Raw genomic sequence first — 22,664 nt, forward strand, 5'->3', positions numbered from 1 at the left:
GGGTTACTCCAGAGTGCGCCGCGTCTTGCGGGCGGTCAGGGCCAGCCAGAAACCGGCCAGCAGCAGCAGACAGAAACCGTTGACCAGCAGGATCGAGAAGACGCTACCCGCCTGATAGAGGGTCTGCAGGGAGCTGGCGAAGTAGCGGGCCGGAATGAGGTGAGTGATGGCCCGCAGCAGCGGCGGCATGCTGGCGATTTCGAACACGAAGCCCGACAGCATCACCGCGGGCAGAAACGCGGCGATCAGCGCTGCCTGCGCGGCGTTGAACTGGCTGCGCATCACGGTGGAGAGGAACAGCCCGAGCCCGAGGGCGCTGCCGAGAAAGACGCTGGTGACCAGAAAGAGCAGCAGCAGGGAGCCGCGCCACGGCACGCCCATCACCGCCACCGAGAAGAGCAGGCAGAGCAGCATGGCGATGATGCCGAGGCCATAGTAGGGCAACAGCTTGGAGAGCAGCAGCTCCCCCTTGGTGACCGGGGTGGCGAGCAGCGCCTCCATGGTGCCGCGCTCCCACTCCCGCGCCACCACCAGCGAGGTGAGCAGGGCCCCTATGATGGTCATTACCACCGCAATGGAGCCCGGCACCAGAAAGTTGCGGCTCACCAGTGCCGGGTTGAACCAGGCGCGGCTCTCTATCGACACCGGCATGGCGACCCCCTCGCCAGCGAGCCACCCCTGCCAGATCCCCTGCACATAGTTGGTGACGAAGTTGGCGGTGTTGGGCTCGGAGCCATCGGTCAGCAGCAGTGCCTGCGGCGTACCATTGCCCTGACCGGCCATGGCGCGGGAGAAGCCGTCATCGATCACCAGCAGGCCGCGGATCTCGCCACGGGCCAGACTGGCGAGCAGGGACTCCTTGCTCGGCCCGCTGTGGATCTCCAGCGCGGTAGAGCCGCGCAGGGCCTGTTCCAGCCGCACCGCCGGGGCACCGCTGTCGGCCCGCCAGATGCCGAGGCGCAGGTGGTCCACATCCAGATTGATGGCGTAACCCATCACCACCAGCAGTACCACCGGCATGATGAAGGCGATGAGGATGCTGCTCGGGTCACGGACGATTTGCAGCGTCTCCTTGCGGCAGAGGGCCAGCAGTCGCCGACGGTTGATGCTCATGCGTCCTCCTCGCTGGCCCGCTCGACCAGGGTGATAAAGGCCTCTTCCATTGTTGGCAAAGAACAGGTCGGCAAGGAGCCGGTTGGCAAAGAGGTCGCCGCCTCTTTGGCGGCCAGCCCCTTGAGATCGTCCGGGGTGCCGAGCGCCAGCAGCTTGCCGCGATAGATGAGGGCAATGCGGTCGCAATACTCCGCCTCATCCATAAAGTGGGTGGTGACCAGCACGGTGACGCCGTGGTCGGCCAGCGCGTTGATGTGCGACCAGAACTCGCGCCGGGTCACCGGATCGACCCCGGAGGTGGGCTCGTCGAGGAACAGCAGCGGCGGCTCGTGCAGCAGGGCGCAGGCCAGCGACAAGCGCTGGCGCAGGCCGAGGGGCAGGGATTCCGCCTTCTGATCGAGCCAGGGGGCGAGGGCAAAGGCAGTCACCATGGCGTCGATCCGCGTCTGCTGGTGGCGGCCGAACAGGCCGTAGATACCGGCGAAGAAGGAGAGGTTCTGGGCCACGGTAAGCTGCTTGTAGAGGGAGAACTTCTGCGCCATGTAGCCGAGGCGCTGGCGCGCTGCCGAGGGGCTGTGAGCCAGATCGATACCGGTTACCAGCGCCTGTCCCTCGCTCGGGCGCAGCAGGCCGCACTCCATCTTGAAGGTGGTGGACTTGCCCGCCCCGTTGGGGCCGAGCAGGCCGAAGATCTCGCCGCGGCGCACCGCAAAGCTGACATCATCGGTGGCGGCAAAATCGCCGAAGCGCTTGGTGAGGTGGCGCGCCTCGATCACCGCCTCGGGGGAGACCCCCTGCGGCAGTTCGGCTTCCCGCATCCCGGCTGCCAGACTCGACTCCCCGCCGGGGCTGCCCCCCAGCAGGTCGATAAAGGCATCCTCCAGCCGGGGCTGGGCCGGTTGAAAGGCGCCGTTGGTCAGTTGCAGCTCCGCCAGCGGTGGGGGCATCATGCCCGGGTGCAGCAGCAGGCGAACCCGCTCCCCCGCCACCGCACCATCCATCACCGACGGGTGAGCCAGTGCCCGGCGCAGCAGGGCGCGTCGCTCGCGGCCATCCAGCTGCCCCGCCTCCAGCAGCCAGCAGCGGCTGGCCATGGCCCCCATCAGATCGGCTGGCGTGCCGCTGGTGCGCACCTCGCCATCTGCCATCAGCAGCACGTGGTCGCACAGCTCCGCCTCATCGAGATAGGCGGTACTCCAGAGCACCGTCATCCCCCCTTTTGCCAGCTCGCGCACCATCTGCCAGAGGGCGCGGCGAGAGATGGGATCGACCCCGACCCCCGGCTCGTCGAGCAGCAGCACATCCGGGGTGCCGAGCAGGGCGCAGGCCAGCCCGAGCTTCTGTTTCATCCCGCCAGAGAGCTTGCCTGCCGGCCTTGCGGTGAAGCGGGCGAGATCGGTGAAGGCGAGCAGCCGCGCGAAGGTGGGCGTGCGTTCGGGCTCCAGTACGCCGCGCAAGTCAGCGTAGAGGGTGAGGTTCTCCAGCACGCTGAGATCCTCGTAGAGGCCGAACTGCTGGGGCATGTAGCCGAGGTGCTGGCGCAGCAGGTCTCCCTCGCTCACCGGATCCAGCCCCAGCACCCGGATGGTGCCCGCTTCGGGGATCAGCAGACCGGCCAGCAGGCGCAGCAAAGTGCTCTTGCCCGCGCCGTCGGGGCCGACCAGTCCGGTGATGCCGCCAGCCGGAATGGCGGCCGAGATGGCGTTGAGGGCGACCCGCTCGCCAAAGCGTTTGGTGAGCCCCTCAAGGGAGATGGCGCAGCTCATGGGGCCAGCCTGACGGTGACCGGCATCCCCTGTCGCAGGGCCGGGTCGGGATCCTGCACCACGATGCGCAGCCGGTAGACGAGGTGGGTGCGAAGATCCGGCGTTTCCACCGATTTCGGAGTGAACTCGGCGGTGGGCGAGACAAATCCCACTACTCCGTGATAGGGCTTGTCCGGCCGCGAGTCGGTGGTGAGGGTCACCTTGGCGCCGCTCGGGAAGTGGCCGAGCCAGGGCTCCTCCACATAGGCGCGCACCCAGACCGGCGCGGTCAGGGAGAGGTTGAAGGCGGTCGCTCCGCTCTGCACCATGCTGCCGTTCTCGATGGCGCGGCTGATGATGATGCCGTCGCTGGGGGCGGTCAGGCTGGCATCCGCCAGCGCCAGCTCGGCACTGGCGAGCGCCGCTTTGGCCCCTTCCAGCTGGGCATCGGACTGGGCAATCTCTTCCGGGCGATAGCCGGTTTCGAGCTGGGCGAGCTGCTCGCGTGCCGAGCGTACCTGCGCCTGGGTCTGATCCCGCTGGGAGCGGGCGGTATCGAGCTGACCGCGGGAGATGGCGCCGGTGGCGGCCAATGCGCTCTGGCGGCGCCACTGCTGGTCGGCCTCCAGCGCGGCGGCTTCGGCGGCGGCCAGTGCGGCCCGGGCCCGGTCGGTCTCTTCGCTGCGATAGCCTTTGTGGATCAAGGCGTTGGCGGCAGTGAGCGCAGCCAGATTGGCCAAGGCGCTGTCGCGGCTGTGGGTGAGGGGAGCCGGATCGAGGCGGGCCAGCAGTTGACCGGCTTTTACGCTATCTCCCTCATCGACCTGCACCTGATCGACGCGGCCGCCGACCCGAAAGGCCAGATTGACGTCGCGAATATCGACGTTGCCGTAGAGGATGGATCCGTCGGCGGGGCGCCCCTGCCACCAGAGGTAGCCACCGATAACGGTTAGCAGCAGGGCCACGATTGCAATGCGTTGCTTCATACCGCTTCTCCTTCTTTCATGTCGGTGGGGCGCAGGCCGCGCAGGGCCCATACCAGCCGTTGTCTGGCGGCCTCGGGGTTGTCTATCTGGCTGAGAAAGGGGGCGGCCTCTTCGGGCAGCCAGCCGAGCTGACGACCGCTGCCGGCGATGACCAGCGGCAGGCCGACCGACCCCATGATGAAGATCATCAGCTGGAGCGGGTGACCCGCGACCAGCGACCCTTCCGCCTGTGCCATCCGTACCTGCTCGATCAGCAGCAGGGGATGACGGCGCGGCAGGCTGAGCAGAAAGCGCTGGGCCGCCCCTTCACCTGCCAGCGCATCGCCAAACAGGTGGTTGATAAAGCCGCGCTGGCGCGCCACCAGCCCGATCAGCGCCTCCATGGTCGCCTCGAACATGGCGATGGCAGAGGAGTAGGAGCCTTTGGCTGCCACCGATTTGAGCTCGTCATAGAGGGGGGCGTACCAGAGCTCCACCAACTCGTCGATAAAGGCGTCGCGGTTGCCGAAGTGGTAGACGAAGGAGCCGAGGTTCACCTCGGCCGCCGCCGCCAGCTCGCGCACCGTCAGGCCGCGCAGCCCTTTCTCGGTGGCGATGGCGAGGCCGGTATCGAGCAGTTTCTGACGGGTGGGGTGCATCTGGCTGGCGCTCCTGGTGTATGCATTTTGTACGCAATTATACGACCGTATAAAAAATGCGGAAGCGGGCAGCAGGATCTTTTTGCCCGCAATGTGATCCGCCCCGCTCTGAGGGGCCGTGATCCCCGTCCGGCAGGGGGAAGGATCCACCGCTTGTGCCCAAGCCACAGGCATGTCGGTGTGACGGGGTGGTGACAGGCGCTTCTGGTCCCGGGTGCGGGCGCCCGGGCCACAAGGGGCCTGTGATGGAGCCGGGCGCTGCCTGACCCGGATCAGGGGGTGTCGGTGGCCCCGGTGTGATAGGGGGGCCGGGCGCAGGTGTCCCGTATCAGGGCGCGCAGCCAGCGGTGGCCCGGATCGGCATCCTGACTGGGGTGCCAGAGCAGGGCGACCCGGATCCCTGGCAGAGCGAAGGGCAGGGGCAGGGTGACCAGATCGCCGAGCAGGCTGGCGCAGTGCAGGTGCGGCACCGTCGCCACCAGATTGCTCTCCCTGACCAGGGCCAGTGCCGTTGCAAACCCGGGAACCAGGGTGGTGATGGTGCGCCGCCTCCCCTGGCCTGCGAGAATTTCGTCGATGGGGCTGTGAGGCTGGCCCCGGCGGGAGACCAGCACGTGGCGCGCGGCGGCATAGCGCGCCACGGTCAGGGTGCCGTCGCAGAGGGGGTGGTCCGGGTGCACCACGGCGACGAAGTGGTCCTGGAACAGGGCCTGGGTGCGCAGCTCGGGGGCCGTGGTGGTGCCGATGACCCCGGTCTCGAAGTCCAGCTCGCCACGGCGCAGGGGGCCGCTCTCCTTGTCGGGTTTGGCCAGAAAGTGCAGCCGCACCCCGGGGGCCTCGACGGCGAGGCGCGCCAGCAGGGCGGGGCCTACCGCCTCCACGAAGCCGTCGCTGGATCGCAGGCGGAAGGTGCGCTCCAGGCTCGCCGGGTCTACTTCCTGCTGGGGGCGCAGCACGGCCCGGGTCTCCTGAACAAGGCGGGCGACCTCATCCCGCAGGATCTGCGCCCGGGGGGTGGGGATCAGGCCGCGTCCCGCCCGCACCAGCAGCGGATCCCCCGTGGTCTCCCGCAGCCTTGCCAGGGCCCGGCTCATGGCGGAAGCACTCAGGCCTAGCCGTCTGGCGGCGCCCGCCACACTGCCCTCTTCCAGCAGGGCATCCAGGGTGATCAGCAGGTTGAAATCCGGGGTCATGGTCGTCTCCTCGCAGGCGGCGCCTGACGGGCCGACCCCTTCATGATACCCGAGTTGCCGTCTCTTCATATGGCGTCTGATGCAACTATAAGCTGCAATCCGTGCGTCTTCCGCCTTGTCATCTCCCCCGCTAGCCTGAGTGCATCATCACTTGCCGGAGAGACTGCCATGTCCACACCACTTCTTGTTTCCCCTCCCGTGACGCGCCGTCTTGGTCTCGCGGGGCTCGGGCTCGCCACCCTGCTGCCCATGCTGGCGGGCAGCATGGCCAACCTGGTGCTGCCTGCCCTGGGGCGGGACTTCGGCGTGCCCTTCGCCAGCCTGCAATGGGTGCTGGTGGCCTACCTGCTTGGGATCACCAGTCTGACGGTGGTGGCGGGCAGGCTCGGGGATCGTCTGGGGCGGCGTCGCCTGCTGCTCTGGGGGACCGGGGTCTTTGCGCTGGCTTCCCTGCTGTGCGCCCTGGCCCCTTCCATTGGCTGGCTCATTGCCGCTCGCACCCTGCAAGGGGCGGGTGCGGCCTGCATGCTGGTGCTCTCGCTGGCCATGGCAGGAGAGCTGGTGCCGCCAGCCCGACGGGGCTGGAGCATGGGATTGCTCGGCACCCTGTCGGCCTGCGGGACGGCGCTCGGCCCCTCCTTTGGCGGCCTGTTGATCGGCGGATTTGGCTGGCAGGCTCCCTTCCTGCTGCTGCTCCCCCTGACGTTGCTGGCGCTGGGGTGTGCCTGGCGCGATCTGCCCCGGGATGAGGCGGGCTCTGCCGAGGGAGGCCTCCCGCTCACCAGTCTGTTGCTGCTGGTGACGGCGCTGCTCTGCTACGGGCTGGCACTGACCCGGGGCAGCCCGCTCGGGGTCTGGCCGGGGATTGGGGCGCTCGTCGCCATGGTGCTCTTCGTGCGTGCCGACTCGGGCGCCCGTCGCCCCTTGCTGCCCCTGGCGCTGCTGGGGGCGTCCAGGCGAAGAGGCGGGATCATCGCCAGTGCGCTGGTGGCCAGCGTCATGGTGGCGACGCTGCTGATCGGTCCTTTCTACCTTCACGGCGCCTTTGCCCTCGACATGGGGACGGTGGGGCTGATGATCTCCATGGGCCCCCTGCTGGCGGCGCTGTCCGGCATGCCCGCTGGCTGGCTGGTGGACAGGGTGGGGGCGACCCCTGTGGTGCGCCTCGGCCTGGGGCTCATGGTGGTGGCCGCCGTCTTGCTGGCCTTGCTGGACAGGGCGCTCGGGCCCCTCGGCTACCTGCTGCCCATCCTGCTGCTCACCGCCGGTTATGCCCTGTTCCAGACCGCCAACAACAGCGCCGTGGTGGGGGAGGCGGAGGGGGCGAGCCGTGGCGCCGTGGCCGGGCTGCTGACCCTGTCGCGCAACCTGGGCCAGCTGACGGGGGCGGCGGGGCTGGGGGGCCTGTTCGCCGCCCTGGTAGGGCGGCCCGATCTCGCCCTCGCGACGGCGGACGAGCTGGCGTTTGCCACCCGGGCCACTTTCGCCCTGACGGCCTTGCTGCTGATGAGTGCGCTCTGGCTGGCGGGAAGGGGGGAGCGTGCCGTGCAGGATGACGCGGCCCGGGACGGCTGCGAGTCGGGAGAACGCTGAAAACGAAGACGCCTCCACAGGGGAGGCGTCTTGCTATGGGATTGAGCAGGATAGTAAACCGCTCAGCTCCTCGTTATCGATCAACCTGTTACAGAATGAAGCGGCTCAGATCCTCGTCTTCAATCAGCTTGCCGAGGTGGGCGTTGACGTAGTCGGTGTTGATGACGAAGGTCTCGCCGGATTTCTCGGAGGCGTCGTAGGAGATGTCTTCCATCAGGCGCTCCATCACGGTGTGCAGACGGCGGGCGCCGATGTTCTCGGTGCGCTCGTTGACCTGCCAGGCCGCTTCGGCCAGACGGCGGATGCCATCCTGGGTGAACTCGATGTTGACCCCTTCGGTGGCCATCAGCGCCTTGTACTGATCGGTCAGGGAGGCGTTCGGCTCGGTCAGGATGCGCTCGAAGTCTTCGGTGGTCAGGGCGGTCAGCTCGACCCGGATCGGCAGACGGCCCTGCAGCTCGGGGATGAGGTCGGACGGCTTGGCGATCTGGAAGGCACCGGAGGCGACAAACAGGATGTGATCGGTCTTGACCATGCCGTGCTTGGTGTTGACGGTGCAGCCCTCGACCAGCGGCAGCAGGTCGCGCTGAACCCCTTCACGGGAAACGTCCGGGCCCGAGCTCTCGCCGCGCTTGCAGATCTTGTCGATCTCGTCGAGGAAGACGATGCCGTTATTCTCGACGGAGGCGATGGCCTTCTGCTTCAGCTCTTCCGGGTTGACCAGGCGGGCCGCTTCCTCTTCGATCAGCGCCTTCATGGCCTCCTTGACCTTGATCTTGCGCTTCTTCTTCTGGTTCTGGCCCAGGTTCTGGAACAGCCCCTGCAGCTGGTTGGCCATCTCTTCCATGCCCGGCGGGGTCATGATTTCGACACCCATGGGGGAGGCGGCCAGATCCAGCTCGATCTCCTTGTCATCCAGCTGACCTTCCCGCAGTTTCTTGCGGAAGATCTGGCGGGTGTTGGAGTTGTCGGCTTTCTCTTCCTCACCCCAGCTGTTGCGCGGGTTGGGCAGCAGGGCGTCGAGGATGCGCTCTTCGGCGGCTTCCTCGGCGCGGTATTTCATCTTCTCCATCTCGGTCTCGCGCACCAGCTTGATGGCGACATCGGTCAGATCGCGGATGATGCTGTCCACTTCCTTGCCCACATAGCCCACTTCGGTGAACTTGGTCGCTTCCACCTTGATGAAGGGGGCGTTGGCCAGCTTGGCCAGGCGACGGGCGATCTCGGTCTTGCCGACGCCGGTCGGGCCGATCATCAGGATGTTCTTCGGGGTCACCTCGTGGCGCATCTCCTCGGAGAGCTGCATCCGGCGCCAGCGGTTGCGCAGGGCGACGGCGACCGCGCGCTTGGCGTCGGCCTGACCAATGATGTGTCTGTCCAGCTCGTGGACGATTTCTCTCGGGGTCATCTCGGACATGATGGCGTTCCTGTATCCGGGGCGGGCAGGGCCCACCCCTTGGAAAATGGGGCGTCTGGCAAGGCGGCCTTATTTGGCGGCCCTATTTCGCCGACTTATTTAGCTGAATAATCCAGCACTTCGATGGTGTGGTTGCCGTTGGTGAAGACGCAGATGTCGCCCGCAATCTTGAGGGACTTCTCGACAATGCTCTTGGCGTCGAGCTCGGTGTTCTCCAGCAGGGCGATGGCGGCGGACTGGGCAAAGTTGCCGCCGCTGCCGATGGCGATGAGATCGTGCTCCGGCTGCACCACGTCACCGTTGCCGGTGATGATGAAGGATTTGTGCTCGTCGGCGACGGCCAGCAGGGCTTCGAGGCGGCGCAGGGCGCGATCGGTGCGCCAGTCCTTGGCCAGCGCCACGGCGGCGCGCTCCAGGTTGCCCTGATGGGCCTGCAGTTTGGCTTCGAAGCGCTCGAGCAGGGTGAAGGCGTCGGCGGTGCCGCCGGCGAAACCAGCCAGTACCTTGCCGTTGTAGAGGCGATGAACCTTGCGGGCGTTGCCCTTCATGACGGTGTTGCCAAGAGAAACCTGGCCATCGCCACCGATGACGACCTGACCGTTGCGGCGAACTGAAACTATGGTAGTCACTTTACTTACCTCGCTTGAGCCGAATGACGGCCTGACTGTGCATGGAGGAAAAGATGGGGATGGCAAAACGGCTTTTCAAGCCTGTGCCGAGCACGGATCGCGGGGGAGGGATCGGGTGGGCGCGGGATGGTGCCAAAAGAAACAGGGCCGGGTGTTGCCACCCGGCCCTGTGCATGGACGCGGCGATCACCCCTTCTTGGGGATGCAGCCGCTGATGCCCGAGCCCTGCAGCTTGCGGTTGGCCGCGTCGGCCGCGGCCTTGCCGTTGAAGGGGCCCACCATCACCTTGTAGACGGCGCCACCGGCCCCGTTGACCACCTGCAGGCTGGAGGAGAGCCCGGCGGTGAAGGCGATGCGCGCCTTGAGGGATTCCGCGGAATCCTGGGAGCGCAGGGCGGCACACTGCATCATGTAGCGACCGCCGTCGACGGCTGCGGTCTGTGCAGTCTGGGTCGCCGCCTTGGCCCTGGCGGCCTCGGCACGCTCCCGCTCCAGTTCGGCGCGGATCTCCCGTTCCATCCGCTCACGCTCGGCCTTCTGGTCGATCACCTGCTCCCGGGCGCTGGCGACCGGGGCGCCGGTGGCCGGCTTGGTCGGCTGCACCGGTTGCGGCTGATAGGGCTTCACCTGACCGATGGGGGTCCCCGGCTGGGGAATGTCGGTCGCGACCGGCTTGGGCAGCTTATCCGGTTGCAGGGTCATGGTCTCGGCGGGCGGGGGCGGCAGCACGCCAGGCTGGGGCGGCGGCTCTATGATGTCCACCTGCTTGTTCTCCAGCCGCTCGATGTAGCTCCACTTCTCCTGGGGCAGGGTATTGCCCTGTGCCTTGGGTTTGTTGGCCTTCACCTGCTCTTCGATGGTGGGGGCATCGGCGCCCTTGCCGTTGATGAGGTAGAGGAAGGCGCCAAAACCGACGACCAGGGCCCCGGCCAGCAGTGCCGGGATAACAGGAAAGCGGCGAGGGGCCGCTTTCTTGATGTTACGGCCACCCGCCCGTCGTCTCGGGCTGTTGCCGACGTAATCCCGGGTCGCCATCTATTACATGCGCTCCAGGGTGTGGATGCCCAGCACGCCCAGGCCCAGCTTGAGCACCTTGGCGGTGGCGGCGCACAGCAGCAGACGGCTGTTGCGGGTGGCTTCGTCGACGCCATCCTTGTTGATCGGGCAGGCTTCGTAGAAGGTCATGAAGTTGCCGGAGAGCTCGTACAGATAGGTACAGAGCAGGTGCGGCATCCCCTTGTCCGCCACGCCGTTGACCGCGTCGGAGAACTGGATCAGCTTCTGGGCCAGGGTCTCTTCGGCGTCTTCGCTCAGGACCACCTTGCCGCTCAGGGTATCGGCATCGACGCCGGCCTTGCGGAAGATGGACTGGATACGGGTGTAGGCGTATTGCAGGTAGGGGGCGGTGTTGCCTTCAAACGACAGCATCAGATCCCAGTCGAAGATGTAGTCGGTGGTGCGGTTCTTGGAGAGATCCGCATACTTGACCGCGCCCATGGCGATGGCGTGCACCACCTGGGCCTTCTCTTCGGCAGAGAGGTCGCTGTTGCGGCTCTCCAGCAGGGCGCTGGCGCGCTCTTCCGCTTCGTTCAGCAGGTCAACCAGCTTGACGGTGCCGCCGGAGCGGGTCTTGTAGGGACGGCCGTCCTTGCCCAGCATCATGCCGAAGGCGTGGTGCTCGAGGGGCACGGACTCCGGCACATAGCCCGCCTTGCGGGTGATGGTCCAGGCCTGCATCAGGTGCTGGTGCTGACGGGAGTCGATGAAGTACATGACCCGGTCGGCGCCCAGGTTCTCGTAACGGTATTTGGCGCAGGCGATGTCGGTGGTGGTGTAGAGGAAACCGCCGTCGCTCTTCTGGATGATGACGCCCATGGGCTCGCCATCCTTGTTCTTGAACTCGTCCAGGAAGACCACGGTGGCCCCTTCGCTCTCGACTGCCAGCCCCTTGGCTTTCAGGTCGGCAACGATCTGCGGCAGCATGTCGTTGTACATGGACTCGCCCATGATGTCCTTGTTGGACAGGGAGATGTTCAGACGGTCGTAGTTGCGCTGGTTCTGCTCCATGGTCATGTCGACCAGCTTCTTCCACATGGTGCGGCAGTACTCATCGCCACCTTGCAGTTTCACCACGTAGTTGCGGGCGCGCTCGGCGAAGGCTTCGTCTTCGTCATAGTGACGCTTGGCCTGGGTGTAGAAGGCTTCCAGGTCCTTGAGCTCCATGTCGGAGGCGTGCTCGTTGGCCATCTTCTCCAGATAGGCGATCAGCATGCCGAACTGGGTGCCCCAGTCGCCGATGTGGTTGGCACGCACCACCTTGTGGCCCAGGAATTCGAGGGCGCGGGCGGCCACGTCACCGAGCACGGTGGAGCGGATGTGGTGCACCGCCATCTCCTTGGCCACGTTGGGGGCGGAGTAGTCCACCACCACGGTCTGCGGCGCCGGCAGCTTCACGTTGGCGTTGTCGGAGGTCACCATGGCTTCCACCTGACCGGCCAGCCAGCTCGGGTCGAAGAAGAAGTTGATGAAGCCGGGGCCGGCGATCTCGACCTTGGCGATCAGATCGGAGGCGGGCAGGTGCTCGATGATGGCAGCGGCCAGCTCGCGGGGATTCTTGCGGGCCGGTTTGGCCAGCAGCATGGCCAGGTTGGTGGCCAGGTCGCCGTGAGCCTTCTCCTTGCATCGGTCTACTTGCACCCGGGCTTCCAGGTCGGCGGGCAGGACGCCTGCGGACTTGAGATTGGCTACCGTTTGTTCAAGTAGATGATGAATATGCTCTTTCATAACTGACCACCGAGGTTGCGCGTCGAAAAGTGACTGACTGGATAAGGGCGTGAATTTTACCCGCATCGGGCCGAGAAAACTATAGGAACGGCCCGCACCCGTAGGTGTGGCGGATATTTCACTGCGTTTTCCACCACATTGCAGGATATTGATTTGGATAAGTGGTGGTTATCCATTTCTACTGCATAACGAAACGGCTTGTCCAGGCTATTTTCCCCTGATTATGACAGGGTTATTTATACCGATTCGATCTGAATGATCCCGCTTCCCGTGGCGGTCGTATCCTTTGAGGACGCCGTTGGAGGATGATTCCCATGACACTGGTACTGTTTCCACTCTCCGCTCACCTGCTGCCGGGCGGCATCATGCCGCTGCGCATCTTCGAGCCCAGATACCAGCGCATGATCGCCGAGTCCCGGGAGCGGGAGTTCGCGCTCTGCATGCTGGACCCCCGCCAGCCCGACGCGCTGCGCAACATGTACCCCATCGCCACCCGGGTGCGCATCATCGATTTCGATCTGCTGCCCGATGGTTTGCTCGGCATCACGGTGCTCGGGGTGGAGCGGGTGCGTATCACGGATCTCTGGCAGGAAGAGGACGGTCTGCGGGTCGGCGAGGTGGAGCCCCTGCCCCCCTGGCAGAGCGGCAGGCTCCAGGCGGATCAGCACTCCCTGGCCAAGGCGTTGCAGGACGTGTTCAACGACTATCCGGAGTATGCGGCCCTCTATCCGGAGCCGGACTGGGAGGATGCGAGCTGGGTCGCCCAGCGCTGGCTGGAGGTGCTGCCCATCCCGGTGGAGCAAAAACAGTGGCTGGTGGCGGCCAAGGACAACCAGCCCACTCTCTCCCTGCTGAGCGGTCTGCTGGTCGCGAGCCATTGAATTCCCCTTCCCGGTGATCCTTTTTCCTCGCCCACCGTATTGGGGGTGAACACCACACGCGAGGGATGGCGCAATGGCATATACTGGCCAACCACAATCGGCTCCACGCAGGACATCGCCCCCCATGGACAACCCAGACGGCGACCTCACATCTTTGCTGGTCCGGGTGGCCGAGCGTGCCGACAAGGCTGCCTTCGCCACTCTTTTCCACCACTTCGCGCCGCGCATCCGCAGCTACGGGCTGCGCCACCTCGGCAGCGAGGCCAACGCCATGGAACTGGTGCAGGAGACCATGCTGCTGGTCTGGCAGAAGGCACGGCTCTATCACCCCGACAAGGGCGCCGCCACCACCTGGATCTACACAGTGATGCGCAACCAGAGCTTTGACATGCTGCGCCGCCGCCGCGTCAGCAAGGAGGAGCTCTGCGCCGAGGAGATCTGGCCGCTGCTGGAATTCCGGGCCGAAGAGGAGCACCTGAGCGGCGGTGAAGACGCGGTGCTGACCCGCCAGATGGCCCACTATGTCGCCACGCTGCCGGAGCCGCAGCAGCAGGTGGTGCGCGGCATCTACCTGCAGGAGCTCTCCCAGCAGGAGCTGGCCGACCGGCTCGGCGTGCCCCTTGGCACCATCAAGTCCCGGCTGCGGCTGGCACTACAGAAACTGAAGGAACAAGTGGAGCAAGGCCATGATTAAGACCCATCCGACTGAACCCATGCTGCGCGCCTTCGCTGCCGACGAGCTGCCTCTGCCGCTGGCCGTCGGTGTCTCCGCCCATTGCGAGTTCTGCCCCGAGTGCGCCGCCCGGGTGAAGCAATTTGAAGAGGCGCTGGCGTGCCAGCATCTCGCCCCTGACGCGCCGGACGAGGCGCTGCCCGCCGGATTCGATGCCATGCTGGCGGGCATACTGCAACAGCCGGTGGCGACGGAGGCGGCGCTCGCCCTTCCCGAGAGCCCGAGGCCAGAGCTCAGGGTGGCGGGTCACAGTTACCGGCTGCCGCGGGCATTGGCACGGCATCATGCCCCCAGGTGGCGTCATCTCGGGGCCATCCGCCAGGTCAGCCTGCCCCTGGACGAGATGGGGGCGCGGGCCAACCTGCTCCACATCGAGGCGGGGGGTCGGATCCCCGAGCACACCCACAAGGGATATGAGCTGACCCTGCTGCTGGCGGGCACCATCGAGGATGGCGACACCCGCTATCAGGCGGGGGATTTCATCTGGCGCGACGCCAGCCACGCCCACAGCCCCCGAACCCCGGACGGCTGCCTCTGCTACACGGTGCAAGATGCCCCCGTGCAGTTCACCAAGGGGCTGTCACGGCTGCTCAACGGCATCAGCCAGCACCTCTATTGAGTTGGGATCACGGCTGCTCGGCGATAGCGGGCTGCCGCGCGACTGAGGCGGTATCATGGCATGAAAAAAGGGACCCTCGGGTCCCTTTTGTGTTGCTTGGGGGCAAAGCCCATCAGGCCACGAAGACCAGGTAGACGACGAAGGCCAGCAGGAAGCGGTAGATGGCGAACGGGATGAAGTCGAGACGACGGATCAGCGCCAGGAAGGTCTTGATGGCGACCATGGCCACCACGAAGGCGGTGACGAAGCCCACCGCAAACATGGGGAAGTCCGCCATGGAGAGGAAGTCGCGGCTCTTGTAGAGATCCAGGCCGCTGGCCGCGATCATCATGGGTACCGCCATGATGAAGGAGAATTCCGCTGCCGCGTGGCGGCTGATGCCCATCAGCATGCCGCCGCTGATGGTGGCGCCGGAGCGGGAGAAACCGGGCCAGAGTGCTAGGCACTGGAACAGGCCGATGCCGAAGGCCTGCTTGTAGCTGATGTCGTCCAGGGTCTCCGCGGTCACGGCGGGGCGGAACTTTTCGGCGATGATGAGCAGGATGCCACCGGCCACCAGGGCATACATCACGGTTTCCGGCCCGAACAGATTGGCCTTGATCCAGCTGTGGATAGCCAGCCCGACGGCCACGGCAGGCAGCATGCCGAGGATGACGTGCACCAGGGAGAGGGTCGCGTGGCCCGGGGTCGGTTTCTGACCGAAGTGAATGCCGATGAGTCCGAACAGGCGGCGCCAGAACATGACGACCACTGCCAGGATGGAGCCGAGCTGGATTACCACCTCGAAGGTGGCGGCCTTGGGTCCTTCAAACCCGAGGAGGTGGCCGACGATGATCATGTGGCCGGTGGAGGAGACGGGGAGGAACTCGGTCAGGCCTTCCACTATGCCCAGCACAAAGGCGACGAACAGGGCGTAGGATTCGGTCATGGTGCAGATCTCTTGGTTATGGGGTCTGGATAAAATCAACCCCGAACGGGTCGGGGCGGCCAATGATGGCGGAAAATCGCGCGGGCAACCAGTGAATATTTGGGATTTCAGCGCCCTGTTCCGGCCGGGAAAGGGCGCTGGCGGACCATGCAGGGCGCGGCTTGCCGCATGCTGTCAGAAGCCATGACTGCCCCGTCACGTTCTGACAGGTCAGTCACGCCTGTTGACCTCTGTTTTATGATCTCTTTGTGCTGTCAGGCCAGTATGGACAGGATTTTCTGTTGAAGATCATCGTCCAGGGGGGGCTGCCCCAGGGCGTCGACGGCGCTCGTTATCTGTTGGGGATGGCTGGCGCCGATCAGGGCGCAGCTCACCACGGGGTCGCGCAGCACCCATTGCAGTGCGAGTTGCGACAGGGACTGACCCCGTTGCAGGGCCAGTGCATGCAGGGCGCGGACGGTGGCGAGCTTCTCCTCGGTGATCTGGTCCGCCGTGAGGAAGGGGCTGGCACTGGCGGCACGAGAATCCGCGGGAATGCCCGCCAGGTAGCGATCGCTCAGCAGCCCCCCCGCCAGGGGCGAGAAGGCGACCACCCCCATGCCGTGCTCCCGGCAGGCCGGCAGGGTGTCGGGCTCAACATCGCGCTGGAACAGGGAGTATTTGAGCTGGTTGACCAGGCAGGGGGTGCCGAGCTCCGCCAGCCGGGCGGCAGCCTTGGCCGCGAGCGGGGCCGGGTAGTTGGAGAGACCGATGTAGAGCGCCTTGCCCTGGCGCACCATCAGGGCCAGGGCCTGGCAGGTCTCCTCGAGCGGGGTGCGGGGATCCGGCCTGTGGTGATAGAAGATGTCCACGTAGTCGAGGCCCAGACGGCGCAGGCTCTGGTGCAGGCTGGCGAAGAGGTACTTGGCGCTGCCGCCATCGCCGTAGGGGCCGTCCCACATCACGTAGCCCGCCTTGCTGGCGATGATGAGCTCGTCCCGATAGGGAGCCAGGCTCCTCTTGAGCAGCGTGCCGAAGGTCAGTTCGGCAGATCCCGGCGGTGGCCCGTAGTTGTTGGCGAGATCGAAGTGGGTGATCCCCAGATCGAACGCTTGATGCACCATGGCCTTCGCGGTGGCGGGATCGCTCCCGGCGCCGAAGTTGTGCCAAAGGCCCAGACCGATGCCGGGCAGGCGCAGGCCGTGGCGGCCCGCCGGTCGATAGCGCTGGCGCTGGTAGCGGTCGGGGGCGGCGAGGTAGTTGTCATCCATCACGGTGCGGTTCCTTGGGCTGGTGTGCAATGAGGAGCGACGGGCCCTGCGGCGGGCCTCACCCCGGCTGATTCGGCGGTGCCATCGGGGCCGGGGCCGCCATGACGTGGTGGCGTGCCCGGGCCCCTTCGTCTGCCCGAGCAGGGCTGTCAGGGGGCAGGAATAAAGCGATAGCGGGTCTGGTGGCGATAACGCTGCCCCGGTAGCAACCAGGGATCGCCGAGGGCGGGCCGGTTCGGGCTGTCGGGCAATTGCTGGGCCTCCAGGCAGAAACCGTCGTAATCCCGGTAGGGTCGGCCCTGACGATCCGGTGTGCCGGTCAGCCAGTTGCCGCTGTAGAACTGCAGGGAGGGCTGGTTGGTGTAGACCGCCATGGCCAGCTTGCCATCCCCCGAGATCACCCGGGCGGCCCATGGCTGGTTGGACCCACCAAACGGCTCATCAGCAGGCTCAAAATCGCTGTTGTTGAGCAGAAATGCGTGATCGTACCCCTTGGCCAACTGCTGCTGGGGGTGGTCCAGCCACGCCTGGCCGATGGGGCGGGGGACGCGCAGATCGAAGGGGCCTTCCACCGGGGCGATGGTCAGTGGCAGGCTCTGGTCATCCGTGGGCAGGTAGCGGTCGGCGTCGAGGCTGATGGTGTGGTGGCGGATGTCGCCACCGCCATCCAGGTTGAAGTAGGCGTGGCTGGTGAGGCTGACCGGACTGGGGGCGTCCGTGCTGGCGCAGAAGTCGACCACCAGATCGCACTGCTCCAGCCGATACTCCAGGCTCACCCTCAGATTGCCGGGAAAGCCCTGATCCCCCGCCCGGGAGAGGAGCGCCAGCTTGACCCTGTCCGCCTCCTGCTCCTTGATCTGCCAGGTGCGGCGATGGAACCCGTCGCGCCCGCCGTGCAGGCAGTTGGCCCCCTGGTTGGCGTCCAGCGTCCAGCACTGGCCTTCCCGCTCAAGGCGGGCGCCGCCGATGCGGTTGGCAAAGCGCCCCGCCACGGCCCCCAGCCATACCTGCTGGGTGAGGTAGGCCTCGTCGGCGCAGCCCAGCAGCACCTCCCGCCGCTCTCCCGCCACCGGCAGGGTGAGGGAGGTGAGGGTGGCCCCGTATGCGAGACCGCGCAGCCGCAGTCCCTCCTCGTTTTCCAGCTCGAATCTCATCATGGTTTGCGGTTCCCCGTCGTGATCCCGTCGCCCCCTGCCGGCGTCGCGAGTGCCGGGCAGGGGGCGTCACCCGTTGTCAGGCGTGCGTTACAGTCTGCCGGCCCCTGCGCTGGCACGGCAGACGTAGCAGTCCGCCTTGAGGCCGAAACGGGCCGGGTATTCCGCCTCCACCACGGCGATCACCTCGGCCACCTTCTCGGGGCGCAGCAGGGCGACCACGCAGCCGCCAAAACCGCCGCCGGTCATGCGCACACCGCCTTCGCTGCCGATCCGGGCCTTGATGATCTCCACCAGGCCGTCGATGGGGGGCACGGTGATCTCGAAGTCATCGCGCATGGCGGCGTGGGACTGGCCCATCAGCTCGCCGAGGCGCACCAGATCGCCCTGTGCCAGCGCATCGGCCGCCGCCAGAGTGCGGGCGTTCTCGCCGACCACGTGGCGGGCACGGCGATAGCAGGCCTCGTCCAGACCGGCCTTGCCCGTTTCCAGGGTGGCCAGGTCAAGATCCCGCAGGGCCTTGACCCCGTAGTGACGGGCGGCGGTTTCGCACTGCTGGCGACGGGTGTTGTATTCGCTGTCCACCAGGCCGCGGCGCACGTTGGAGTTGACGATGAGCACCGCCAGATCGGTGGGCATGGGGATGAGCCGGGTCTCCAGGGAACGGCAATCGAGCAGCAGGGCGTGATCCTGCCTGCCGCTCGCGGAGATCATCTGATCCATGATGCCGCAGTTGCAGCCGACGAACTGGTTCTCCGCCTGCTGGCCGTTGAGGGCGATTTCCGCCTGGCTGATGGCCAGCCCCTGGGCCTCCTTGAAGGCCTGGCCGATGGCCACCTCCAGGGAAGCGGAGGAGGAGAGACCCGTCCCCTGGGGCACGTTGCCGGAGACCACCAGATTGAGGCCGCGCAGGGCGTGGCCCCGTGCCTGCAGGTGTTTCACCACGCCGCGGATGTAGTCGCTCCAGCGCTGGCTGGGGTGGTGCTCGATGGGTTGATCGAGACTGAACCGGTCGCGCTGGTTGTCGTAGTCGGCGGCGATCACTTCGACCAGGTTGTCGCCGCGCAGGCCGATGGCGACGCAGGTCTCGTAGTCGATGGCGCAGGGCAGCACGAAGCCGTCGTTGTAGTCGGTGTGCTCGCCGATGAGGTTGACGCGGCCTGGAGCCCGTACCAGCAGGTCGGGTTGTTGCTCAAACTGCTCGGCAAACACGGCGCTGACGCGCTGGCTCGGGGTCATAGGGCCTCCTCGTTGGCCTGGTTCTGGTCGTTGTAGTGGATGGGACTGAGGGCGCGCAGCCGTTCCGCCGCCTGTTCCGGGGTGAGATCGCGCTGGGTCTCGGCCAGCATCTCGAAGCCCACCATGAATTTGCGCACCGTGGCGGAGCGCAGCAGGGGCGGATAGAAGTGGGCGTGCAGTTGCCACGCCTCGGGGCAGTCGGAACGGGGCGGGGCGAAGTGCCAGCCCATGGAGTAGGGGAAGCTGCACTGGAACAGGTTGTCGTAGCGGCTGGTGAGCTCCTTGAGCGCGATGGCCAGATCCTGTTGCTGTTCCCGGGTGAGATCCAGCATGGAGGGAACATGGGCCTTGGGCAGCAGCAGGGTCTCGAACGGCCAGGCCGCCCAGAAGGGCACCACCGCCAGCCAGTGGGCCGTCTCCACCACGATGCGGGAGCGATCCGCCAGCTCCCGCTCCACATAGTCCAGCAGCAGGGGGCGGCCGTGTTCGGCCAGCCAGGTGCGCTGGTGCGCCTCTTCCCGGGCAATCTCGTTGGGCAGGAAGTCGCTGCCCCAGAGCTGGCCGTGAGGGTGCGGATTGGAGCAGCCCATGACGGCGCCCTTGTTTTCAAAGACTTGGACCCATTCCCACTGGTCAGAGAGCTCGGCCACCTGGTCCATCCAGGTGGTGATCACCCCTTCGATGGCGGGCAGGGGCAGCTCGGGCAGGGTCTTGCCGTGATCCGGCGAGAAGCAGATGACCCGGCTGGTGCCCCGGGCGGCTTCCAGCTTCAGCAGGGGATCCGGCGCCGCGTCAGCGGCCGGGGTGTCCTGCATCAGGGCGGCGAAGTCGTTGGTAAAGACGAAGGTGCCCTGATAGTCGGGGTTGATATCGCCGGTCACCCGGGTGTTGCCCGCACAGAGGAAGCAGTCGGGATCATGGGCCTGGCTCGGCGCCAGGCTCACCTTCTCGACCTGGCCTTGCCAGGGGCGCTTGGCCCTGTGAGGGGAGACCAGCACGTATTGGCCGGTCAGCGGGTTGAAACGACGGTGGGGGTGATCAACCGGGTTGAACATCATCACTCCTCAAGCTCAATAAAGGAATTGCGGGCAGTGATGAGGGCGGGTGCGCCGCTCATCTGTGGCCCCTCTCCCGCGACGGGAGAAGGGAGCAAAACGGATATCACGCCTCATACCCCTGGGGGTTGGCGGATTGCCAGCGCCAGCTGTCGGCGCACATGGCGGCCAGATCCCGCCGGGCACGCCAGCCCAGCTCGCGTTCGGCCTTGGCGGGATCGGCCCAGCACTCGGCGATGTCGCCGGGGCGCCGTGGCTCGATCCGGTAGGGAAGGGGCCGACCGCAGGCGGCCTCGAACGCCGCGACCATCTGCAACACGCTCTGGCCCTGGCCCGTGCCCAGGTTGTAGGCGTGGACACCGCCCCGTCCGGCGCAGTGTTCCAGAGCCTTGACGTGCCCTTCGGCGAGATCCATCACATGGATGTAGTCGCGCACCCCGGTGCCGTCGATGGTTGGGTAATCGTTACCAAAGACCGAGAGGCAGTCGCGCCGGCCGATGGCGACCTGGGTCAAAAACGGCATCAGATTGTTGGGGATGCCCTGGGGATCCTCTCCCAGGGTGCCGGACTCGTGGGCGCCGACGGGATTGAAATAGCGCAGCAGGGTCATGCTCCAGTGGGGCTCGGCCCGCTGCAGATCCTCGAGGATCTCCTCGATGATCAGCTTGGATCGGCCGTAGGGGTTGGTGGCGCTGCGGGGGAAATCCTCCCGGATCGGGGTGCTGGCGGGATCGCCGTAGACGGTGGCCGACGAGCTGAACACCAGATTGCGTACCCCGGCCCGTTTCATCGCCTGCAGCAATACCAGGGTGCCGCTCAGGTTGTTCTCGTAGTAGTCCAGCGGGATGCGTGTCGACTCGCCGACCGCCTTGAGGGCGGCGAAGTGGATCACGGCGTCGATGTGCTGCTCGCTGAAGATGCGATCCAGCAGGGCCGGGTCACGGATGTCCCCCTCGTAGAAGCGGGGCTCGTGCCCGCTGATGGCGGCGACACGGGTCAGGACGCCCGCCTTGCTGTTGCAGAGGTTGTCCACCACCACGGGCTCCATGCCTGCGGCCTGCAAGGCCAGACAGGTGTGGCTGCCGATGTAGCCGCAACCGCCGGTGACCAGTACTTTCATCCGTTGTTCCACCCTCAACTCCTCGCATCAGGAAAGCCTGAGCAGGAGTCTAGCCGAGGGGCTGACGGGCAAACTGTGAGCTGCTTAACAAATATGTGTAAACGATTACACTTGTTTTCATCGACCAATGTGGCAAGTTCTGATTTTTCCCCCTGTTATCAGTGACATTGAACGGTATAATGCGGCCAGTTGCAGCGTGAAATAAGTGAAAACAGCATGAGCACCATCAAGGATGTCGCCCGTTTGGCCAATGTGTCAGTGGCAACGGTTTCACGGGTGATGAACAACTCACCCAAGGCCAGTGCCGCCTCCCGCGAGGTGGTGCTGAAGGCCATGGCCGAGCTGGGCTATACCCCCAACGCCAACGCGCGGGCCCTGGTCAGCCAGACCTGTGACACCATGGGAGTGGTGGTGGGGGACGTGGCGGATCCTTTCTTCGGCGCCCTGGTCAAAGGGGTCGCGGCGGTGGCGGTGGAGCAGGGCTTGCATCTGTTGATGGGTAATGGTTTTCACCGCGCCCAGCAGGAGCGGGAGGCTATCGAGCTGCTCATCGGCAAACGCTGCGAGGCACTGGTGGTGCACAGCAAGGCGCTCGGCGACGAGGAGCTGGTCGACTACGCCCTGCGTGCCCCCGGCATGGTGCTGATCAACCGCGACATTCCGAGTCTGAGGGGGCGCTGTATCGCTCTCAACAACCGCCAGGGTGCGGCGACCGCCACCCGTCATCTGCTGGATCTCGGCCACCGCCATATCGCCTTCCTGAGCTCGGATCACGCCATCGAGGATGCGCTGTTGCGCCACCAGGGCTATCAGGATGCCCTGGCGGAGGCGGAGGTCTTCGCCGATCCCGAGCTGGTGGAGAGCGGCATGCCCAATGAAGAGGGGGGCGAGCGCGCCATGCTCAACCTGCTGGCCAAGGGGTTGCCCATCACGGCGGTGGTGGCCTACAACGACGCCATGGCGGCAGGGGCCATCTCCGTGCTGGCGGACAACGGCCTCAAGGTGCCGGAGGAGGTGTCGGTGGTAGGCTTCGATGACATCATCTACGCCAGATACCTGAGACCCAAGCTCTCCACCATGCGCTATCCCATCGAGCTGATGGCGGCCCAGGCGGCCAAGCTGGCGCTGCAACTCGCCGCAGGGGAGAGCGAATCGGTGCAGAGTCGCATCTATACCCCCACCCTGATCAACCGCCATTCGGTCGCTCCCGTCAGGTCCTGATCGCAGCGCTTGCGCCCCCGTCGGCGCAAGCGCTGCACCTGGCGAACCCGTACTGCAGCATATAAAGCACCCCCATAGCTCAGACGATAGATAGCTCAGACCATGGATAGCTGAGAGCATGGCTAGCGCAGACCACAGCGGGTTGCCTGAGGAGTGACAACCGTCCCCTCACGCTCCCTGCCTGCCGAACTCGCCAGCTCTTCCCGCTCGTCTGTCACGAGCCCCTCTCCCCCGGCCTGCCGAGCCTCACTTCCGGCCAGATCCTGCAAGACGCCCGCCATGGCTTTTCTCTGCGCCGGGCAGGGGCTCTCGTGGCCTCTGCACACTCCTTCGAGAGGCCGGGCTGCGTGCGTGCCCGGAACCGGG

General features: G+C 66.0%; 21 protein-coding genes. 5 read left to right on the forward strand and 16 right to left on the reverse strand.

From position 1 onward, the window contains the following. Positions 1 to 3 precede the first annotated feature (3 nt). From C2U47_RS11365 to C2U47_RS11385, 5 genes are all read right to left on the reverse strand, one after another. Entirely contained in the window at positions 4 to 1,113 is a 1,110-nt protein-coding gene (locus C2U47_RS11365) for an ABC transporter permease (RefSeq protein WP_102948951.1), read from the reverse strand. After that, on the reverse strand, positions 1,110 to 2,879 hold the full coding sequence (locus C2U47_RS11370) for an ATP-binding cassette domain-containing protein (RefSeq protein WP_102948950.1): 1,770 nt from the start codon (positions 2,877 to 2,879) through the stop codon (positions 1,110 to 1,112). Before C2U47_RS11370 ends, C2U47_RS11365 begins: the two co-directional genes overlap by 4 nt. After that, positions 2,876 to 3,844: a secretion protein HlyD gene (gene hlyD / locus C2U47_RS11375; RefSeq protein ID WP_102948949.1), complete on the reverse strand. Its 969-nt coding sequence runs from the start codon at positions 3,842 to 3,844 to the stop codon at positions 2,876 to 2,878. The genes C2U47_RS11370 and hlyD overlap by 4 nt, the downstream gene beginning before the upstream one ends. Continuing rightward, positions 3,841 to 4,482, reverse strand: coding sequence for a TetR/AcrR family transcriptional regulator (locus tag C2U47_RS11380; RefSeq protein ID WP_102948948.1), 642 nt, complete (start codon positions 4,480 to 4,482; stop codon positions 3,841 to 3,843). The genes hlyD and C2U47_RS11380 overlap by 4 nt, the downstream gene beginning before the upstream one ends. Before the next feature lie 272 nt (positions 4,483 to 4,754). After that, positions 4,755 to 5,675 carry a LysR family transcriptional regulator gene (locus C2U47_RS11385; protein WP_042016461.1) on the reverse strand — a complete coding sequence of 307 codons (921 nt, stop codon included), beginning with the start codon at positions 5,673 to 5,675 and terminating at the stop codon, positions 4,755 to 4,757. Positions 5,676 to 5,843: 168 nt separating this feature from the next. On the opposite strand from C2U47_RS11385, the gene C2U47_RS11390 reads away from it, so the two are divergent. After that, entirely contained in the window at positions 5,844 to 7,268 is a 1,425-nt protein-coding gene (locus C2U47_RS11390) for an MFS transporter (RefSeq protein WP_103261661.1), read from the forward strand. Positions 7,269 to 7,356: 88 nt separating this feature from the next. Here C2U47_RS11390 and hslU read toward each other — a convergent pair whose 3' ends face one another. The 4 genes from hslU to argS form a co-directional block, all read right to left on the reverse strand. Next, a complete protein-coding gene (hslU, locus tag C2U47_RS11395) occupies positions 7,357 to 8,685 on the reverse strand; it encodes an HslU--HslV peptidase ATPase subunit (RefSeq protein ID WP_010676031.1) in 1,329 nt (442 codons plus the stop codon). Between the two features lie 95 nt (positions 8,686 to 8,780). Then, positions 8,781 to 9,314 (reverse strand): ATP-dependent protease subunit HslV, encoded by a 534-nt coding sequence (hslV, locus tag C2U47_RS11400; protein ID WP_005306539.1) that lies wholly within the window; start codon positions 9,312 to 9,314, stop codon positions 8,781 to 8,783. Between the two features lie 186 nt (positions 9,315 to 9,500). Then, positions 9,501 to 10,349, reverse strand: a complete 849-nt coding sequence (locus tag C2U47_RS11405) for an SPOR domain-containing protein (protein WP_102948946.1) — start codon at positions 10,347 to 10,349, stop codon at positions 9,501 to 9,503. A gap of 3 nt (positions 10,350 to 10,352) precedes the next feature. Continuing rightward, positions 10,353 to 12,098, reverse strand: a complete 1,746-nt coding sequence (argS, locus tag C2U47_RS11410) for an arginine--tRNA ligase (protein ID WP_102948945.1) — start codon at positions 12,096 to 12,098, stop codon at positions 10,353 to 10,355. 314 nt (positions 12,099 to 12,412) lie between these two features. Between argS and C2U47_RS11415 the strand changes: the two genes are divergently transcribed. The 3 genes from C2U47_RS11415 to C2U47_RS11425 all read left to right on the forward strand — a co-directional run bounded on the left by C2U47_RS11415 (position 12,413) and on the right by C2U47_RS11425 (position 14,331). Then, complete coding sequence (locus C2U47_RS11415; RefSeq protein WP_010676027.1) at positions 12,413 to 12,979, forward strand: LON peptidase substrate-binding domain-containing protein; 567 nt, start codon at positions 12,413 to 12,415, stop codon at positions 12,977 to 12,979. Between the two features lie 124 nt (positions 12,980 to 13,103). After that, positions 13,104 to 13,673, forward strand: coding sequence for a sigma-70 family RNA polymerase sigma factor (locus tag C2U47_RS11420; RefSeq protein WP_162624086.1), 570 nt, complete (start codon positions 13,104 to 13,106; stop codon positions 13,671 to 13,673). Next, positions 13,666 to 14,331 carry a ChrR family anti-sigma-E factor gene (locus C2U47_RS11425; protein ID WP_043153968.1) on the forward strand — a complete coding sequence of 222 codons (666 nt, stop codon included), beginning with the start codon at positions 13,666 to 13,668 and terminating at the stop codon, positions 14,329 to 14,331. The genes C2U47_RS11420 and C2U47_RS11425 overlap by 8 nt, the downstream gene beginning before the upstream one ends. Positions 14,332 to 14,443: 112 nt before the next feature. Here the strand turns inward: C2U47_RS11425 and bacA are convergent, their stop codons facing one another. The 6 genes from bacA to galE form a co-directional block, all read right to left on the reverse strand. Then, positions 14,444 to 15,259, reverse strand: a complete 816-nt coding sequence (gene bacA, locus C2U47_RS11430; RefSeq protein WP_102948943.1) for an undecaprenyl-diphosphate phosphatase — start codon at positions 15,257 to 15,259, stop codon at positions 14,444 to 14,446. Between the two features lie 254 nt (positions 15,260 to 15,513). Beyond that, positions 15,514 to 16,509 carry an aldo/keto reductase gene (locus tag C2U47_RS11435; protein ID WP_102948942.1) on the reverse strand — a complete coding sequence of 332 codons (996 nt, stop codon included), beginning with the start codon at positions 16,507 to 16,509 and terminating at the stop codon, positions 15,514 to 15,516. A 149-nt stretch (positions 16,510 to 16,658) separates the two neighbouring features. Continuing rightward, entirely contained in the window at positions 16,659 to 17,726 is a 1,068-nt protein-coding gene (locus C2U47_RS11440; RefSeq protein WP_223918059.1) for a galactose-1-epimerase, read from the reverse strand. Positions 17,727 to 17,753: 27 nt separating this feature from the next. Continuing rightward, on the reverse strand, positions 17,754 to 18,902 hold the full coding sequence (gene galK, locus C2U47_RS11445; RefSeq protein WP_045522840.1) for a galactokinase: 1,149 nt from the start codon (positions 18,900 to 18,902) through the stop codon (positions 17,754 to 17,756). After that, the gene (locus tag C2U47_RS11450; RefSeq protein ID WP_102948940.1) at positions 18,899 to 19,957 is read right to left on the reverse strand and encodes a UDP-glucose--hexose-1-phosphate uridylyltransferase; all 1,059 of its coding nucleotides are present in this window, start codon (positions 19,955 to 19,957) and stop codon (positions 18,899 to 18,901) included. The genes galK and C2U47_RS11450 overlap by 4 nt, the downstream gene beginning before the upstream one ends. 106 nt (positions 19,958 to 20,063) lie before the next feature. Further along, on the reverse strand, positions 20,064 to 21,077 hold the full coding sequence (gene galE / locus C2U47_RS11455) for a UDP-glucose 4-epimerase GalE (protein ID WP_102948939.1): 1,014 nt from the start codon (positions 21,075 to 21,077) through the stop codon (positions 20,064 to 20,066). Positions 21,078 to 21,293: 216 nt separating this feature from the next. Between galE and C2U47_RS11460 the strand changes: the two genes are divergently transcribed. Next, positions 21,294 to 22,298 carry a substrate-binding domain-containing protein gene (locus C2U47_RS11460; RefSeq protein ID WP_010676018.1) on the forward strand — a complete coding sequence of 335 codons (1,005 nt, stop codon included), beginning with the start codon at positions 21,294 to 21,296 and terminating at the stop codon, positions 22,296 to 22,298. A 122-nt stretch (positions 22,299 to 22,420) separates the two neighbouring features. Here the strand turns inward: C2U47_RS11460 and C2U47_RS22910 are convergent, their stop codons facing one another. Next, the gene (locus C2U47_RS22910; protein ID WP_158657412.1) at positions 22,421 to 22,579 is read right to left on the reverse strand and encodes a hypothetical protein; all 159 of its coding nucleotides are present in this window, start codon (positions 22,577 to 22,579) and stop codon (positions 22,421 to 22,423) included. Between the last annotated feature and the right edge of the window lie 85 nt (positions 22,580 to 22,664).

Origin of the sequence: Aeromonas sp. ASNIH7, from assembly GCF_002903485.1 — a bacterium.
Lineage (GTDB): Bacteria > Pseudomonadota > Gammaproteobacteria > Enterobacterales > Aeromonadaceae > Aeromonas > Aeromonas caviae.

Coding starts and splice junctions, on each gene's coding strand:
- C2U47_RS11365 (WP_102948951.1), bottom strand. CDS start 1,113: ATGAGCATCAACCGTCGGCGACTGCTGGCCCTCTGCCGCAAGGAGACG.
- C2U47_RS11370 (WP_102948950.1), bottom strand. CDS start 2,879: ATGAGCTGCGCCATCTCCCTTGAGGGGCTCACCAAACGCTTTGGCGAG.
- hlyD (WP_102948949.1), bottom strand. CDS start 3,844: ATGAAGCAACGCATTGCAATCGTGGCCCTGCTGCTAACCGTTATCGGT.
- C2U47_RS11380 (WP_102948948.1), bottom strand. CDS start 4,482: ATGCACCCCACCCGTCAGAAACTGCTCGATACCGGCCTCGCCATCGCC.
- C2U47_RS11385 (WP_042016461.1), bottom strand. CDS start 5,675: ATGACCCCGGATTTCAACCTGCTGATCACCCTGGATGCCCTGCTGGAA.
- C2U47_RS11390 (WP_103261661.1), top strand. CDS start 5,844: ATGTCCACACCACTTCTTGTTTCCCCTCCCGTGACGCGCCGTCTTGGT.
- hslU (WP_010676031.1), bottom strand. CDS start 8,685: ATGTCCGAGATGACCCCGAGAGAAATCGTCCACGAGCTGGACAGACAC.
- C2U47_RS11405 (WP_102948946.1), bottom strand. CDS start 10,349: ATGGCGACCCGGGATTACGTCGGCAACAGCCCGAGACGACGGGCGGGT.
- argS (WP_102948945.1), bottom strand. CDS start 12,098: ATGAAAGAGCATATTCATCATCTACTTGAACAAACGGTAGCCAATCTC.
- C2U47_RS11415 (WP_010676027.1), top strand. CDS start 12,413: ATGACACTGGTACTGTTTCCACTCTCCGCTCACCTGCTGCCGGGCGGC.
- C2U47_RS11420 (WP_162624086.1), top strand. CDS start 13,104: ATGGACAACCCAGACGGCGACCTCACATCTTTGCTGGTCCGGGTGGCC.
- C2U47_RS11425 (WP_043153968.1), top strand. CDS start 13,666: ATGATTAAGACCCATCCGACTGAACCCATGCTGCGCGCCTTCGCTGCC.
- bacA (WP_102948943.1), bottom strand. CDS start 15,259: ATGACCGAATCCTACGCCCTGTTCGTCGCCTTTGTGCTGGGCATAGTG.
- C2U47_RS11435 (WP_102948942.1), bottom strand. CDS start 16,509: ATGGATGACAACTACCTCGCCGCCCCCGACCGCTACCAGCGCCAGCGC.
- galK (WP_045522840.1), bottom strand. CDS start 18,902: ATGACCCCGAGCCAGCGCGTCAGCGCCGTGTTTGCCGAGCAGTTTGAG.
- C2U47_RS11450 (WP_102948940.1), bottom strand. CDS start 19,957: ATGTTCAACCCGGTTGATCACCCCCACCGTCGTTTCAACCCGCTGACC.
- galE (WP_102948939.1), bottom strand. CDS start 21,077: ATGAAAGTACTGGTCACCGGCGGTTGCGGCTACATCGGCAGCCACACC.
- C2U47_RS11460 (WP_010676018.1), top strand. CDS start 21,294: ATGAGCACCATCAAGGATGTCGCCCGTTTGGCCAATGTGTCAGTGGCA.
- C2U47_RS22910 (WP_158657412.1), bottom strand. CDS start 22,579: ATGGCGGGCGTCTTGCAGGATCTGGCCGGAAGTGAGGCTCGGCAGGCC.